Below are 14603 nucleotides of genomic sequence, written 5' to 3'. Positions count from 1 at the left end.
GATGGCTAAGAAACCAGGACAAGATTTTCGTAGTGCTCAGGGCGGCTTAAGTGAGCTGAAGTCGCGCTTATTATTCGTAGTGGGTGCACTTTTAGTATTCCGAGCTGGCTCTTTTGTGCCGATTCCTGGTATTGATGCTGCTGTACTCGCCGATTTGTTCGAACAGCAAAAAGGCACCATCATTGAGATGTTTAACATGTTCTCTGGTGGTGCACTTTCGCGTGCATCTATATTCGCATTGGGCATCATGCCGTATATTTCGGCGTCAATTGTTGTCCAATTGTTGACTGTAGTTCATCCAGCGTTAGCGGAACTCAAAAAAGAGGGTGAAGCAGGCCGTCGGAAGATCAGCCAATATACGCGTTACGGCACGCTTGTACTTGCAATTTTCCAAGCTATTGGTATCGCAACTGGCCTACCAAATATGGTCTCTAATCTGGTCGTTATCGACCAAACCATGTTTACGCTAATTGCCACCGTAAGTTTAGTAACTGGTACCATGTTCTTAATGTGGTTAGGTGAACAAATTACAGAGCGAGGAATAGGTAATGGTATTTCATTGCTTATTTTTGCAGGTATTGTTGCTGGGTTGCCTAAGGCAATCGGACAAACTATCGAGCAAGCGCGTCAAGGTGAACTGCATGTACTTCTTCTACTGCTAATTGCAGTAATTGCTTTTGCAGTTATTTACTTCGTTGTTTTCATGGAACGTGGTCAACGTCGAATCGTCGTTAACTATGCGAAACGTCAGCAAGGTCGTAAGGTTTTTGCAGCGCAGAGCACACACTTGCCATTAAAAGTAAATATGGCCGGTGTAATCCCTGCGATTTTTGCATCAAGTATTATCCTTTTCCCTGGGACTTTGGCTCAGTGGTTTGGTAAAAGCGGTAATCCGGCATTTAGCTGGTTAACAGATGTGTCTTTGGCGTTAAGCCCTGGCCAACCGCTTTATGTAATACTTTATGCAGTAGCAATTATTTTCTTCTGTTTCTTCTATACTGCGTTGGTGTTTAACCCACGTGAAACAGCGGATAACTTGAAGAAGTCCGGTGCGTTCGTACCCGGTATCCGCCCTGGTGAGCAGACAGCGAAATATATCGATAAAGTGATGACGCGCCTAACATTAGCTGGTGCACTGTACATTACCTTTATCTGTCTGATCCCTCAGTTCATGATGTCAGCGTGGAACGTACGTTTCTACTTTGGCGGTACGTCGCTACTTATCGTAGTGGTTGTGATCATGGACTTTATGGCACAGGTACAGACACATATGATGTCTCATCAATATGAGTCTGTGTTGAAAAAAGCTAATCTGAAAGGCTACGGTCGTTAATCGACTTTATTGCCCCCCAGATTACATTTACGGAGTTTAGCAATGAAAGTTCGTGCTTCCGTTAAAAAAATCTGCCGTAACTGTAAAATCATCAAGCGCAACGGTGTTGTGCGAGTAATTTGCAGTGAGCCTAAGCACAAGCAGCGCCAAGGCTAATTAGCAGAAATTTTTACTTGAAAAATAAGGTAGTGTCGAGTATAGTCCTCGGCCTACCTTTTGCGTGCAAAAGAAGTAGTATACCGCAGCGTATCCTCAACGGGCTCTGCTGCGGGTAATTCTTTATATAGAGTACTAGGAGTGAATAGTGGCCCGTATAGCAGGCATTAACATTCCTGATCAAAAACATGCTGTGATTGCATTAACTTCAATCTACGGCATCGGTAAGACTCGCTCTCAAGCTATCCTAGCTGAAGTGGGTGTTGCTGAAAATGTTAAGATCAGTGAACTAACTGAAGAGCAGATCAATCTACTGCGTGATGGTGTAGCTAAGTACACTGTAGAGGGTGATCTACGTCGTGAAGTTTCCATGAACATCAAGCGTCTTATGGACCTTGGCTGTTACCGTGGTCTTCGTCATCGTCGCAGTCTACCACTACGTGGACAGCGTACTAAAACCAACGCACGTACTCGTAAGGGTCCGCGCAAGCCGATCAAGAAATAGTCGGGAAGGGTAGAGTACAATGGCAAAACAACCAACTCGCGCACGTAAACGCGTTCGCAAGCAAATTGCTGATGGCGTAGCGCATATCCACGCATCTTTCAACAACACAATCGTAACCATTTCTGACCGTCAAGGTAACGCTCTTGCATGGGCAACTGCAGGTGGTTCAGGTTTCCGCGGTTCTCGTAAATCAACTCCGTTCGCTGCACAGGTTGCTGCAGAACGTTGTGCTGAAATGGCTAAAGAATACGGCCTGAAGAACTTGGAAGTTATGGTTAAGGGTCCTGGTCCAGGTCGTGAATCTACTGTTCGCGCACTGAACGCAGCTGGTTTCCGTATCACTAACATTGTTGATGCGACTCCAATCCCTCATAACGGTTGTCGTCCACCTAAGAAACGTCGCGTATAACGTTTTTTAGAATACTGGAGAAAGATCATGGCAAGATATTTGGGTCCTAAGCTTAAGCTTAGCCGTCGTGAAGGTACTGACTTGTTCCTTAAGTCAGGTATTCGCGCGGTAGATACCAAGTGTAAAATTGATAACGCACCAGGTGTACACGGCGCTCGTCGCGGTCGTCTATCTGAGTATGGCGTTCAGCTTCGTGAGAAGCAAAAAGTTCGTCGTATGTACGGCGTTCTGGAAAAACAATTCCGTAACTACTACAAAGAAGCAGCTCGCCTTAAAGGTAACACTGGTGAGAACCTACTTCAGCTTCTAGAAGGTCGTCTAGATAACGTAGTTTACCGCATGGGTTTTGGCGCAACTCGCGCAGAAGCTCGTCAGCTAGTTAGCCACAAAGCTATCCTAGTTAACGGTAAAGTTGTAAACGTTCCTTCTTTCAAAGTTGCGGCTAGCGACGTTGTTGCAATTCGCGAGAAAGCTCAAAAGCAAACTCGTATTAAAGCAGCTCTAGAAGTTGCAGAACAACGCGAAAAACCAACTTGGATTGAAGTAGATGCTGGCAAGATGGAAGGTACATTCAAGCGTTTGCCTGAACGTTCAGATCTATCAGCTGACATCAACGAACAATTGATCGTCGAGCTTTACTCTAAGTAAGGTTTAAACTAAAGAGAGGACACAATGCAGGGTTCTGTAACAGAATTTCTTAAGCCACGTCTTGTTGATATCGAACAGATCAGCACGACACACGCAAAAGTAACTCTTGAGCCGTTAGAGCGTGGTTTCGGCCATACTCTGGGTAATGCACTTCGCCGTATTCTTCTATCTTCTATGCCTGGCTGTGCAGTCACGGAAGTAGAGATTGAAGGCGTACTTCACGAATACAGCACCAAAGAGGGTGTACAAGAAGATATCCTTGAGATTCTTCTTAACCTGAAAGGCTTAGCAGTTCGCGTTGCTGACGGCAAAGATGAAGTGTTCATTACACTAAACAAATCAGGCTCGGGCCCTGTGGTTGCAGGTGACATCACCCATGACGGTGATGTGGAGATCGTAAACCCTGAGCACGTTATTTGTCATCTAACCGATGATAACGCTGAGATCGCTATGCGCATCAAAGTTCAACGTGGTCGCGGTTATGTTCCGGCATCCGCTCGTATCCATACTGAAGAAGATGAGCGTCCTATCGGTCGCCTGCTTGTAGATGCAATCTACAGCCCAGTAGACAAAATTGCCTACTCTGTGGCTGCAGCTCGTGTTGAGCAGCGTACTGACTTGGATAAGCTTGTTATCGATATGGAAACGAATGGTACTTTAGAACCAGAGGAAGCTATCCGTCGTGCAGCAACTATTCTTGCTGAACAATTGGATGCGTTCGTAGATCTTCGTGATGTACGTGTACCTGAGGAGAAAGAAGAGAAGCCTGAATTCGATCCTATCCTACTGCGTCCTGTAGACGATCTTGAACTAACAGTTCGCTCTGCTAACTGTCTAAAAGCAGAAGCGATTCACTACATCGGTGATCTTGTGCAACGTACCGAAGTTGAGCTTCTGAAAACGCCAAACTTAGGTAAAAAATCTCTTACCGAGATTAAAGACGTTCTTGCATCACGCGGTCTGTCTCTAGGCATGCGCCTAGAAAACTGGCCACCAGCGTCAATTGCAGAAGATTAATCGATACTAGTTAGAAGGATTAGGTCATGCGCCATCGTAAGAGTGGTCGTCAACTCAACCGCAACAGCTCACATCGTAAAGCGATGTTTAGCAACATGGCTAGCTCTCTGGTACGTCATGAAGTTATCAAGACAACTTTACCAAAAGCAAAAGAGCTACGTCGCGTCGTTGAGCCTTTGATTACACTAGCTAAGACTGACAGCGTTGCAAACCGTCGTCTAGCATTTGCTCGCACTCGTGATAACGAAGTTGTAGCAAAACTATTTAACGAACTAGGTCCACGTTTCGCAGCACGTCAAGGTGGCTACACTCGTATTCTTAAGTGTGGTTTCCGTGCAGGTGATAAAGCTCCAATGGCATACATTGAGCTTGTAGACCGCCCAGAAGCAGAAGCTGCTGCTGAGTAATATCAGTTCGTAGTTAAAAGAAGAGCCGAGCATTTATGCTCGGCTTTTTTATACCTAAAAACATTATTCCCTCCCAGTTATCTCTACAAATCTTTCTCTCTCATTTCTTCTTCTTTCTTTCTTTCTTTCTAATACCAATCACACTAATTAACTGGTCAATATGGTCCAATCTCTAAAGCAGAGCGAAATGACTCTGCTTTTGTCTGCACAAAAACGATTCCAAGCACTACACAGCTTGTCGACAATATCGTCGTAACATTCAAAACACCTATTGGCTATTTCTTTCTGACGCAACCAACTCCATACCTGCTCTATTGAGTTGAGTTCGGGTGAATAAGGAGGTAGATGAATGACAGTCAAGTTCTTGAATGAATCCGCTAGATAGCTTTGATGCCAACTGGCTTGATCCATGATGACGACAGCATGTTTGCCTGTGGGGGTTGATTGAGAAATGAGTCTGAGTTGTTCCTTCATTGCTTCCATGTTGCTCATAGGAACAACAATAGCTTCAGTTTCTCCGGTATTAACGCACACCGCTCCAAATAAGTACGCATACTCAAATTGCTGTTGTTGTACCGCCCTAGGACGAGTCCCTTTTTTTGCCCAGATTCGGGTTGTTGTGTTGCGCTGGCCAAATCTGGCTTCATCTTGAAACCAGATTTGAACATCTTTTAAAGCAACATGCCCAGGGATCTTAAGGATCGTTTCTATTGGGAATTTTTTTAAAAGCTTCTTGCGCTTCTACAGATTGCTTTGGGTGCTTTGAACGAGTGGTTATCCAAACTAAATTAAGCTTTCTCAATATCTTATAGATGCCTGATAAGCTGTAAGATAGGCCAAATTCCTCATGGATGAATTCAATAATATCAGTCCCTTGTAGTCTTCCACCTTCAGGTTTAATCGCATTGGAAGTGATGTACAGCTTTAACAGAGATAGCTGATCTTCAGTCAGTCGTGGAGGACGGCCTGTATGCTGCTTTTCTACTAAACCTTCAACACCATTCTTTAAATAAGTCGCAACCCAGTTATTGACACTGGTACGGCTGACTTTTAAATATTTGGCGATCTCAGTGCGGCTTTTTCCATCCACGAAATGAGATATAGCAAGAAGTCTCGTACGCATCCTCGCATCGGATGTTTCACGAATAAGTTTTGGGAAGTCAGGGGGGTTCATATCAGCTCCTATCGAAGCTGATATTAGATCATAAAATTAGTGCGATTGGTATAATTTCTCTACTTAGTCTCATATCAATTATTTCGCGTTTTACCTCCTGCTTATCGAAAAATAAAAAAACGGCACTCAAAGAGCGCCGTTGCTATTAATTGACTGTGTTCTTTATGAACAAGAAGTAGAATTACAGGATATCTAGTAGTTCAACTTCGAATACAAGTGCTGCAAATGGAGGGATTGCTGCACCAGCACCGCGCTCGCCGTAAGCAAGATCGTGTGGTACGTACAGTTTCCATTTAGAGCCTACAGGCATTTTTTGTAGAGCTTCAACCCAGCCTTTGATTACGCCAGTTACAGGGAACTCAGCTGGTTGACCGCGACGTACTGAGCTATCGAATACAGTACCGTCAACGAGTTCACCGTGGTAGTGAACACGTACAGATTTGTCTGAAGTTGGGATTTCGCCATTGCCTTCAGTTAGTACTTCATATTGAAGACCAGACTCAAGAACGGTCACTTCTGGACGTAGTGCGTTGTCTTTAAGGAAAGTTTCGCCTTCAGATGCTGCTACTTTAGCGGCTTCTTGACGAACTTCTTCTGCACGTTGGTGCATTGCTTGTAGCGCTTGGTTGATTTCATCGATTTCAACAGCTGGTACGTCACCTGCAAGTGCAGTTGCGATACCGGCAGCGATTGCGTCAACGTTTAGGCCTTCTAGACCACTACCTGCAAGTTGTTGGCCCATTTGGATACCAATACCGTAGCTTGCTTTTTGCTCTACAGTTTCAAATTTCACTTCAGACATACAAGTCACTCTTTGTCTTGATGGATAAAGGCGAAAGCATAACAGGTTAACTGGTTGGATTAAACGGTTGGAGACAAAAGAGCATAGAAACCATCAAAGGTGTGACTTGCTTCCTGATCTGAATGTTTAAAAATACAAGATTTTGTCAAGGTTCAGAAGAAACCCTTCTTAGCTCTATACTCTCGCTGAATGAGTTTTTATACTTATAGCGCAAGCCTCTGATATTTCATTAATGTTATTTTAGGCTTCCACCAAGGACTCGGGCATTTTGCTAGACAAGTTTGTAAAGTCCCTTGGATTACACTTACTTGATCAACAGGCGGAACACCATGAATCGTCGTAAGAAGAAAAAGCAGGAAACTGATTACGTTGCATTTGTCTCTAAATGGGTTGGTAGCATTCAGTGGCGTAATTTTCCCGCAGCTGGTAAGGCGTGTTGGATGTCATTGCCCAAGCGCCATCGATTGTGGCTTAAAATACTTATTCCAGTCGTGCTCGTTATTGCTTTTATTCCGCTACCTAAACTTAACTCTACGCAGCAACCGTCTCAAGAACAGCGAATCAGTATTGATGTGAATACGGTGGGCTTAAGTGAGCAACTGAGTAGTGAGAATAGCGCGCCGAAATCTAAGCAATGGCATCAATATATCGTGCAAAAAGGAGATACACTAGCCGCTGTGTTCCGTAATAACGATCTCTCGATGGCGGATCTTGGCGCATTGGTTAAGATTGAAGGAAGCGATAAGCCACTTAGCCACATTAAACGTGGTCAGTTAGTCAGATATAAATTGAATAAGCAGGGCGAACTCGACATCTTACAGTTGGAAAAAAATGATAAATCTGTGATGTTTTTCCGCATGTCGAATGGCAGCTTTGGCCGGAGCAAATAATAGGGTATCGCATAGCTGTAAATAGTTAACCCAAAGGAATCGCTTATCAATTCCTTTGGTTGTTTCTTTAGTTGGCTCTTTGCATTTCGATGTGGGGAATGCCATCGAGCATAAATGGTTCTGAATGTTTAACGAAGCCATGGTGCTCATAATATTTTTGTAAATGGGCCTGTGCTTCGATTTCTATGATTTGATTAGGCCAGTATTGGTTGCAGTGGTTAATTGCTTGCTCAAGTAGTTGGTTACCAAGGCCAGAACCTCTGGCGCTCTGCTTAGTGATGACGCGTCCTATGCTTAAGTGTTGAAGACTAACGCCAGCAGGCAGTAGTCGCGAGTATGCAACCAGTTCATCATTCAGGTAGCCTAGGAGATGTTTAACGCCTGGCTGATGGTCTTTATTATCCAATTCTTCATAGGGGCAATTTTGTTCCACGACAAAGACGTCGACACGCAGTTTTATGATTTCGTAGAGTTGGCGTGTTGATAGTTCATCAAAGCTGACACATTGCCAATTAATATCCATTTTTGCCTCTATTTAATTTTTATGATTTACGGTGAGAATCGTCAAGAAAAGCTTGTTTCATCTCTAATAGTGCTTGTTCATTTGTTCCTAAATAATCTGCCAGCCTTTTATTGCTGATCTGTTCTAGCAAATGAGGGAACTGTTGCTGGAATAGCTGATAGCGCTCTTGCGCACTATAAAAGAGTTGGAATCGTTCTTTCTGTTCTTTCAACAGCCATTCCATCTCCAATAAGCGCATGTATAGCGGGTTTGTTTGCTCACGCCACTCTTGTAGTAAGTCGAGAGGAATCTGTACTACGCTAACATCGGTTAATGACTCAAGCAAATAAGGATTAGGTGCCTGAGTAATAAGGCTTTCAAAGCCTATAATCCAATCTTCTTCCCAAAAGAAACTTTTTCCAATTTCTTCCCCTGCTGCAGTCAGATAGCTGGCATGACATAAACCCGATTGTAAAAAGTAAGCGTATTGCGGATTTTGTCCCTGATGGATAAAAACGTGACTAGTGGGCAACTCGATAAGAGAAGCATGTTCACACAGTAAGGCAATATCATTGGCTGAAAACTGGTGTTGGCTTAAATAGTTTTTGAAGATGTTCAGGGACATACAATCTCCTTACTGGCTCTCGTTGTTTGCAGATTTACGCATAGGTTTACAACTTTTCATAGCAAATCAACATCACTATTTTCGTCAATCTAAGGTAAAAATAATTTTATTGACTAGGTAACCTGAGAAAAGTGCGGCTGTTTATCATACCCACATTTTATGTCGTGTTTGCTTGTAACCCTTGTGTAACAAAGTATTGACTGTATTTTTGATTAATCAATGCTTCAATCATGCCAATGCTATATCAATTTTTCGAATAAAAAATGAAATTTTAGAATTTCAGGTAATAACTTCCTCTGCTCATAATGCAACCCATGAATTGAGTAAAGGATGACAAAGATGGCAGACGTGATAGACGTATCCTCAATAGCTCGTAAATCCCCAAATTTAATGTCAGTTGAAAAACAGGCACTGACTAATGCTGTGACTCAGCTTTCTCGCAGCCAATTGCCTGCTGGTGAAGTGGCATTAATTGGTGCTGGTCCTGGTGACCCAGAGCTGTTAACTGTGAAAGCGTTAAACTTTCTGCAGCAAGCAGATGTTGTGCTTTACGACTATCTCGTATCAGAAGAAATCATGGCTTTGGTTCCAAGTGATGTCATCTTAGTTTGCGTAGGTAAACGTGCTGGTCATCACAGTGTTCCTCAAGAAAAAACTAACCAACTGCTCGTTGATTTTGCCAAACAAGGTCATCGTGTCGTACGCATTAAAGGTGGCGATCCCTTTATGTTTGGTCGTGGTGGTGAAGAGCTAGAAATATTGTTCGATGAAGGGATTCGCTTTCATGTCGTCCCTGGAATTACTGCCGCTGCGGGTGCTACTGCATATGCAGGTATCCCCCTCACTCATCGTGATTTTGCTCAGTCAGCGTTGTTTGTGACCGGACACCGAAAACAAGATGCTGATGATCTGGATTGGTCAACGCTGGCTAGAGGTCATCAAACACTGGTTATTTATATGGGGTTGATGAAATCCCAATTTATTGCTCAACAGCTTATTTCCCATGGTCGTCAAGCATCAACACCGATTGCCATTATTGAACGCGGTACTCAGGCAACACAGAAAGTATTCCGTGGTCAGTTAAACCAGTTAGCTGAGTTGGCAAAAGAGGCGCAATCACCGGCATTGATTGTCGTAGGTGAAGTGGTCTCATTGGCCGATAAGCTGCAATGGTTTGGCAGTGAGCAACAACCACATACTCAATTCCAATACGCTTAATATTCATATTGCAGAGTCACAAAGCTCAGTTTGAGAGAAAGCAAGCTAGCTTGTCGGCAAACTAAAAGGAAGCAATAAGATGGATCAACAACGCTTAACTCATTTGAAAAAACTTGAGGCTGAAAGCATCCATATCATCCGTGAAGTGGCGGCTGAATTTTCCAATCCTGTCATGATGTATTCGATTGGTAAAGATTCATCGGTCATGCTGCACTTAGCGCGTAAAGCGTTTTATCCGGGCAAAATTCCTTTCCCGTTGCTGCATGTCGATACCAATTGGAAGTTTAAAGAGATGATCAAGTTTCGTGATGATACCGCGAAAAAATTCGATCTCGATTTAATCGTGCATAAGAACCCAGAAGGTTTAGCGATGAATATCAGTCCTTTTGAAAATAGTTCAAAACATACTGATGTGATGAAAACTCAGGCACTGAAACAGGCACTGAACAAATATGGTTTTGATGCCGCCTTTGGTGGCGCTCGTCGCGATGAAGAAAAATCACGTGCGAAAGAGCGTGTTTACTCATTCCGTGACAAAAACCATACTTGGGATCCTAAGAACCAACGTCCAGAGCTTTGGCATACCTATAACGGCCAAATCAACAAAGGCGAGAGTATTCGTGTGTTCCCGCTATCTAACTGGACTGAGCTAGATATCTGGCAATACATCTACCTAGAAGGGATTGAAATCGTTCCTCTTTACTACTCAGCGGTGCGCCCAGTGGTTGAGCGTGATGGCATGATCATTATGAAAGATGATGATCGTCTGGAACTGCTTCCTGGTGAAGAGCTGCAGCATAAAAGTATTCGATTCCGTACGTTAGGTTGTTACCCATTAACTGGTGCAGTGGAGTCTGAAGCGCAAACTCTGCCAGAAATCATCGAAGAGATGCTGGTGACGACCTCAAGTGAACGTCAAGGCCGTGCGATCGACCACGATCAGTCCGGATCGATGGAAATGAAAAAACGTCAAGGTTACTTCTAAGGATCTAAGGAAAGAGTATGAATAATGCAGTTCAAGCTCAACTTGCTGAGCTAGGTATTGAAGGTTACCTCAATCAACACCAACACAAATCACTACTGCGCTTCCTTACTTGTGGATCCGTAGATGATGGTAAAAGTACCTTAATCGGCCGTTTGCTACACGATTCAAAACAAATTTATGAAGATCAACTGGCGGCTGTTCGTTCTGATAGTCAACGTGTTGGTACTACTGGTGAACGCCCAGACTTGGCTTTGCTTGTGGATGGTCTTCAAGCAGAACGTGAACAAGGCATCACCATTGATGTTGCTTACCGTTATTTCTCAACCAAGAAACGTAAGTTCATCATTGCTGATACTCCAGGACATGAGCAATACACTCGTAATATGGCAACTGGTGCATCAACTTGTGAAGTGGCAGTAATCTTGGTCGATGGTCGTAAAGGTGTATTGGATCAAACACGTCGTCACTCGTTTATTTCGAATCTACTGGGTATTAAACACTTTGTCGTTGCCGTAAATAAAATGGACTTGGTCGATTACTCACAAGATCGTTTTGAAGAAATTAAACAGCAGTATTTAGATTTCTCAGAACACTTACGTGGGGAAACAGATATTAAGATCATTCCGATCTCGGCTTTAGAAGGCGATAACGTGGTAGATCAAAGTCTGAATATGACTTGGTATCAAGGTCCAACCCTGCTGGAACTTCTTGAAGACGTAGATATAGATGCACCAAAAGGTAATGAAGATTTTCGTTTCCCTGTGCAGTATGTTAACCGTCCGAACCTCGATTTCCGTGGTTTTGCGGGCACTATCTCTGCTGGCACAGTCCACGTTGGCGATAAAATTAAGGCGCTACCGTCAGGTAAAGAATCAACGATTGAACGTATTGTTACCTTCGATGGAGACTTGCAATCGGCTCAAGCTGGTCTAGCTGTCACATTGACGCTAACGGATGAGATTGATATCAGTCGTGGCGACCTGATTGTGCCACAAAGCTCTGATGTTGCGCATACCAACCACTTGTTAGCCGATGTCGTTTGGATGACTGATCAACCGTTGGAAGCCAATCGTGATTACGACATTAAGATCGCTGGCAAGAAAACAGTAGGGCATGTAGAGAGTATTCGTCATCAATACGACATCAATACCCTTGAAACATCACCAACTCAGCAACTGCCTCTCAATGGCATTGGTTTATGTGAATGGTCTTTCAATGAATCAGTTGCTCTTGATAAATACCAAGACTGTGCCGATACCGGTGGTTTTATCATTATTGACCGTCTGAGCAATGTGACCGTTGGTGCTGGGATGATTCGTGAAAGTCTACATAATGTGGCTGTTCAAGCAGATCAATTCAGCGCGTTTGAATTAGAACTTAATGCATTGGTTCGTAAGCATTTCCCTCATTGGGGTGCGAAAGATTTAAGCCAATTACTTAAGTAATCGTGTGAGGGAGGGAAGCTCTCCCTCCCTATTTAGGGATGATTATGTGGGAACAGGGGCTGGTATTAGCAATATTGCTTGCTGTTATAACGTGTTTATTGGTTACTCGACTCAAGCCTAGTATTGTGTTCGCTGGCGCTACTGTCATCGCCTATTTCTCCGGATTAATGGATGTTTCAGACTTAGCTGTCAATTTTACTAACTCGTCATTAGTCACGTTAGTGTTACTGATCTTAGTGTCTGCAGCACTAGAAAAAACGCGACTGATTAGTTGGGTAAGTCGGAACATTTCCACCGGACACCTAGGTACTGTCATTGCCAAACTGGGCCTTTCTACGGCCTTTTTGTCTTCATTTACCAATAATACTGCGGTCGTTGTGTCATTGATTGGGGCTATTAAGCGCAATCAACAGCATGCGCCTTCTAAGTTGCTGATTCCATTATCATATGCAGCAATATTTGGTGGCACATTAACGCTAATAGGCACCTCAACTAATCTGATTATTAATAGCTTTGTTGAGGATGCAGGATTACCTGCATTAACGTTTTTTGCGCCTACCACTATTGGCTTAGCGGTAATGATAGTTGGCGTATTAATTCTTATCCCTTTGAGTTATTTATTGCCCAATACAGATGAACAAACTCAAGGTGGAGATTTACCTTACTTTTTAGAAGCGATTGTAGAAGATGATTCACCACTCATCGGTAAAAGCATTGCGCAAAATAATCTTCGTGAATTGCGTAAGTTGTATCTAGCTGAAGTGATTCGATCAGGGCACAGTTTACCTTCTGTCACCCCAGATTTTGTTCTCGAAGCCAATGATCACTTACTATTTTGTGGCGATGTTGAAAGTGTTTCTACTTTACAAGAGATTTCCGGTTTAACCCTGTTTGGGCAGAAAGAACTTAATGGGCAAAACTTTGTTGAAGTTGTTGTGAGTTCTTCAGCCAGTGTTTGTAATAAGACATTAAAATCGTCTCGATTTAGGGAACGTTTTGATGCGGTTGTTGTTGCCATTCGTCGCGGGCATGAGCGTCTGGATGGTGGGCTAGGCAATATCGTTTTAACTGCTGGCGATACGTTAGTACTGGTGCCGGGTAAGCAATTTGAATCACAACGTGATGAGCACAGTCGTGAATTTGTATTGATTAACGATTTGGATACTAGCGCCAAACTGGATAGTCAGAAATCTTGGTTAGTATTGTTGGGATTTATAGCGGTGATTGCTGGTGCGTTACTTCATTTATGTCCAATAATTAAAGGCTTGGCGGGATACCTTATCCTGTTATTAGCCACAGGAATCTTGACGATTAGTGATTTGCGTCGCCGGTTTCCTGTCGACATTATTATGATTGTTGGTTCTGCACTCTCTATCGCTCAATTGATGATAAGTACTGGCTTGTCGCAAAAAATGGGGGCGATGTTTATCCATGCGTTTAATGGATGGGGGGCATTTGGAGCCATGGTCGCAACCTATTTGGTCACGTTAGTGCTCACCGAATTAGTTACCAATAATGCCGCCGCAGCACTGGCTTTTCCCATTGGATATAGCATGGCTGTCGGGTATGGGGTGGATCCCATGCCATTTATTATGGCTGTGCTGTTTGGGGCGAGCGCCAGTTTTATATCTCCTTATGGTTATCAAACTAATTTATTGGTCTATAACGTAGGGAATTACAAACTACGTGATTATGTACGCATTGGTATTCCGATTTCTTTGGTTTATTCGACCTTAGTTATCACATTAATTCCGGTATTTTTTCCATTTTAAGTTAATGAGCCAATGGTGTGGCTCATTAACAATAATCTGTAGAAGGATGAGACTATGAGCTCAGCACCTAAAGTGAAAGATGACAATATCGTGTGGCATCAACATGCGGTGGATAAGCACTTACGAGCCGAGTTAAAACAGCAAAAGCCTGCCGTACTGTGGTTTACTGGCCTATCCGGTGCAGGAAAATCGACGATTGCTGGCGCGTTAGAAACCCGTTTAGCTCAGTTAGGTTTTCACACCTATTTACTTGATGGCGATAACGTTCGCCATGGTTTATGCAGTGATTTGGGATTTTCTGAACAAGACCGCCGAGAAAACATTCGTCGTATTGGTGAGTTAGCAAAATTAATGGCAGATGCCGGGTTAATTGTTTTAACCGCTTTTATCTCACCGCATCGAGCTGAGCGTCAAATGGTTCGTGATCTATTGCCCGAAGGTGAGTTTATCGAAGTCTTTGTTAATACGTCACTTGATGTGTGTGAATCACGCGATCCAAAAGGTTTATACAAAAAGGCTCGTGCAGGTGAAATTGCTAATTTCACCGGAATCGATTCTACTTATGAAGCACCAGAGAGCCCTGAGATTGACTTACCCGCGGGTGAAGCATCCATTAATGAGCTAGTGGATTTGTGTCTTGAAGCGTTAAGGCAGAGAACAATTATCACCTAATCATAATATGTTACTGTTGTTGCAAAAATCAGGTAATCACCTG

The 14603-nt window shown here is 43.3% G+C and carries 17 protein-coding genes; 13 read left to right on the top strand and 4 right to left on the bottom strand.

Features of this window, described 5'->3' with window-relative positions; genetic code table 11:
- Position 1: 1 nt before the first annotated feature.
- From secY to rplQ, 7 genes are all read left to right on the top strand, one after another.
- Positions 2 to 1333, top strand: a complete 1332-nt coding sequence (gene secY / locus I1A42_RS14675; protein ID WP_161153656.1) for a preprotein translocase subunit SecY — start codon at positions 2 to 4, stop codon at positions 1331 to 1333.
- Positions 1334 to 1375: 42 nt separating this feature from the next.
- Positions 1376 to 1489: a 50S ribosomal protein L36 gene (rpmJ, locus tag I1A42_RS14670; protein WP_039969906.1), complete on the top strand. Its 114-nt coding sequence runs from the start codon at positions 1376 to 1378 to the stop codon at positions 1487 to 1489.
- A gap of 148 nt (positions 1490 to 1637) precedes the next feature.
- Positions 1638 to 1994: a 30S ribosomal protein S13 gene (gene rpsM / locus I1A42_RS14665; RefSeq protein WP_161153657.1), complete on the top strand. Its 357-nt coding sequence runs from the start codon at positions 1638 to 1640 to the stop codon at positions 1992 to 1994.
- Positions 1995 to 2013: 19 nt separating this feature from the next.
- Positions 2014 to 2403 (top strand): 30S ribosomal protein S11, encoded by a 390-nt coding sequence (rpsK, locus tag I1A42_RS14660; protein WP_161153658.1) that lies wholly within the window; start codon positions 2014 to 2016, stop codon positions 2401 to 2403.
- A 27-nt stretch (positions 2404 to 2430) separates the two neighbouring features.
- Positions 2431 to 3051, top strand: coding sequence for a 30S ribosomal protein S4 (gene rpsD / locus I1A42_RS14655; protein WP_161153659.1), 621 nt, complete (start codon positions 2431 to 2433; stop codon positions 3049 to 3051).
- A 24-nt stretch (positions 3052 to 3075) separates the two neighbouring features.
- The gene (locus I1A42_RS14650; protein WP_161153660.1) at positions 3076 to 4068 is read left to right on the top strand and encodes a DNA-directed RNA polymerase subunit alpha; all 993 of its coding nucleotides are present in this window, start codon (positions 3076 to 3078) and stop codon (positions 4066 to 4068) included.
- A 26-nt stretch (positions 4069 to 4094) separates the two neighbouring features.
- Complete coding sequence (gene rplQ / locus I1A42_RS14645) at positions 4095 to 4475, top strand: 50S ribosomal protein L17 (RefSeq protein WP_068715278.1); 381 nt, start codon at positions 4095 to 4097, stop codon at positions 4473 to 4475.
- A gap of 147 nt (positions 4476 to 4622) precedes the next feature.
- Here rplQ and I1A42_RS14640 read toward each other — a convergent pair.
- Positions 4623 to 5649 (bottom strand): IS630 family transposase gene (locus I1A42_RS14640; RefSeq protein WP_196122387.1). Its coding sequence is split into 2 segments (ribosomal slippage): positions 4623 to 5198 and positions 5200 to 5649, totalling 1026 coding nucleotides; the frame shifts between segments, so codons are not numbered across the junction.
- 181 nt (positions 5650 to 5830) lie between these two features.
- Positions 5831 to 6451 (bottom strand): FKBP-type peptidyl-prolyl cis-trans isomerase, encoded by a 621-nt coding sequence (locus tag I1A42_RS14635; protein ID WP_161153661.1) that lies wholly within the window; start codon positions 6449 to 6451, stop codon positions 5831 to 5833.
- A gap of 329 nt (positions 6452 to 6780) precedes the next feature.
- Here I1A42_RS14635 and I1A42_RS14630 point away from each other — a divergent pair, with 329 nt between their 5' ends.
- Positions 6781 to 7341, top strand: coding sequence for a LysM-like peptidoglycan-binding domain-containing protein (locus I1A42_RS14630; protein WP_196123911.1), 561 nt, complete (start codon positions 6781 to 6783; stop codon positions 7339 to 7341).
- A gap of 67 nt (positions 7342 to 7408) precedes the next feature.
- On the opposite strand, the gene I1A42_RS14625 is transcribed toward I1A42_RS14630, so the two are convergent.
- Together I1A42_RS14625 and I1A42_RS14620 are read right to left on the bottom strand one after the other, a co-directional pair.
- Entirely contained in the window at positions 7409 to 7864 is a 456-nt protein-coding gene (locus tag I1A42_RS14625) for a GNAT family N-acetyltransferase (RefSeq protein WP_196123910.1), read from the bottom strand.
- Between the two features lie 19 nt (positions 7865 to 7883).
- A complete protein-coding gene (locus I1A42_RS14620) occupies positions 7884 to 8468 on the bottom strand; it encodes a Crp/Fnr family transcriptional regulator (protein WP_161153664.1) in 585 nt (194 codons plus the stop codon).
- 390 nt (positions 8469 to 8858) lie between these two features.
- Between I1A42_RS14620 and cobA the strand changes: the two genes are divergently transcribed.
- From cobA to cysC, 5 genes are all read left to right on the top strand, one after another.
- The gene (gene cobA, locus I1A42_RS14615; protein WP_408063537.1) at positions 8859 to 9686 is read left to right on the top strand and encodes a uroporphyrinogen-III C-methyltransferase; all 828 of its coding nucleotides are present in this window, start codon (positions 8859 to 8861) and stop codon (positions 9684 to 9686) included.
- A gap of 79 nt (positions 9687 to 9765) precedes the next feature.
- Complete coding sequence (gene cysD / locus I1A42_RS14610) at positions 9766 to 10671, top strand: sulfate adenylyltransferase subunit CysD (protein WP_196123908.1); 906 nt, start codon at positions 9766 to 9768, stop codon at positions 10669 to 10671.
- Positions 10672 to 10688: 17 nt separating this feature from the next.
- Positions 10689 to 12116: a sulfate adenylyltransferase subunit CysN gene (cysN, locus tag I1A42_RS14605; protein ID WP_161153667.1), complete on the top strand. Its 1428-nt coding sequence runs from the start codon at positions 10689 to 10691 to the stop codon at positions 12114 to 12116.
- Positions 12117 to 12160: 44 nt separating this feature from the next.
- Positions 12161 to 13888 (top strand): SLC13 family permease, encoded by a 1728-nt coding sequence (locus I1A42_RS14600; protein WP_161153668.1) that lies wholly within the window; start codon positions 12161 to 12163, stop codon positions 13886 to 13888.
- 54 nt (positions 13889 to 13942) lie between these two features.
- Positions 13943 to 14560: an adenylyl-sulfate kinase gene (gene cysC / locus I1A42_RS14595; protein ID WP_161153669.1), complete on the top strand. Its 618-nt coding sequence runs from the start codon at positions 13943 to 13945 to the stop codon at positions 14558 to 14560.
- Positions 14561 to 14603: the final 43 nt, after the last annotated feature.

The organism is Vibrio nitrifigilis (assembly GCF_015686695.1).
GTDB lineage: Bacteria > Pseudomonadota > Gammaproteobacteria > Enterobacterales > Vibrionaceae > Vibrio > Vibrio nitrifigilis.
Note: the sequence above shows the minus strand (reverse complement) of the source record. Positions and strands in the feature narration are given on the sequence as shown.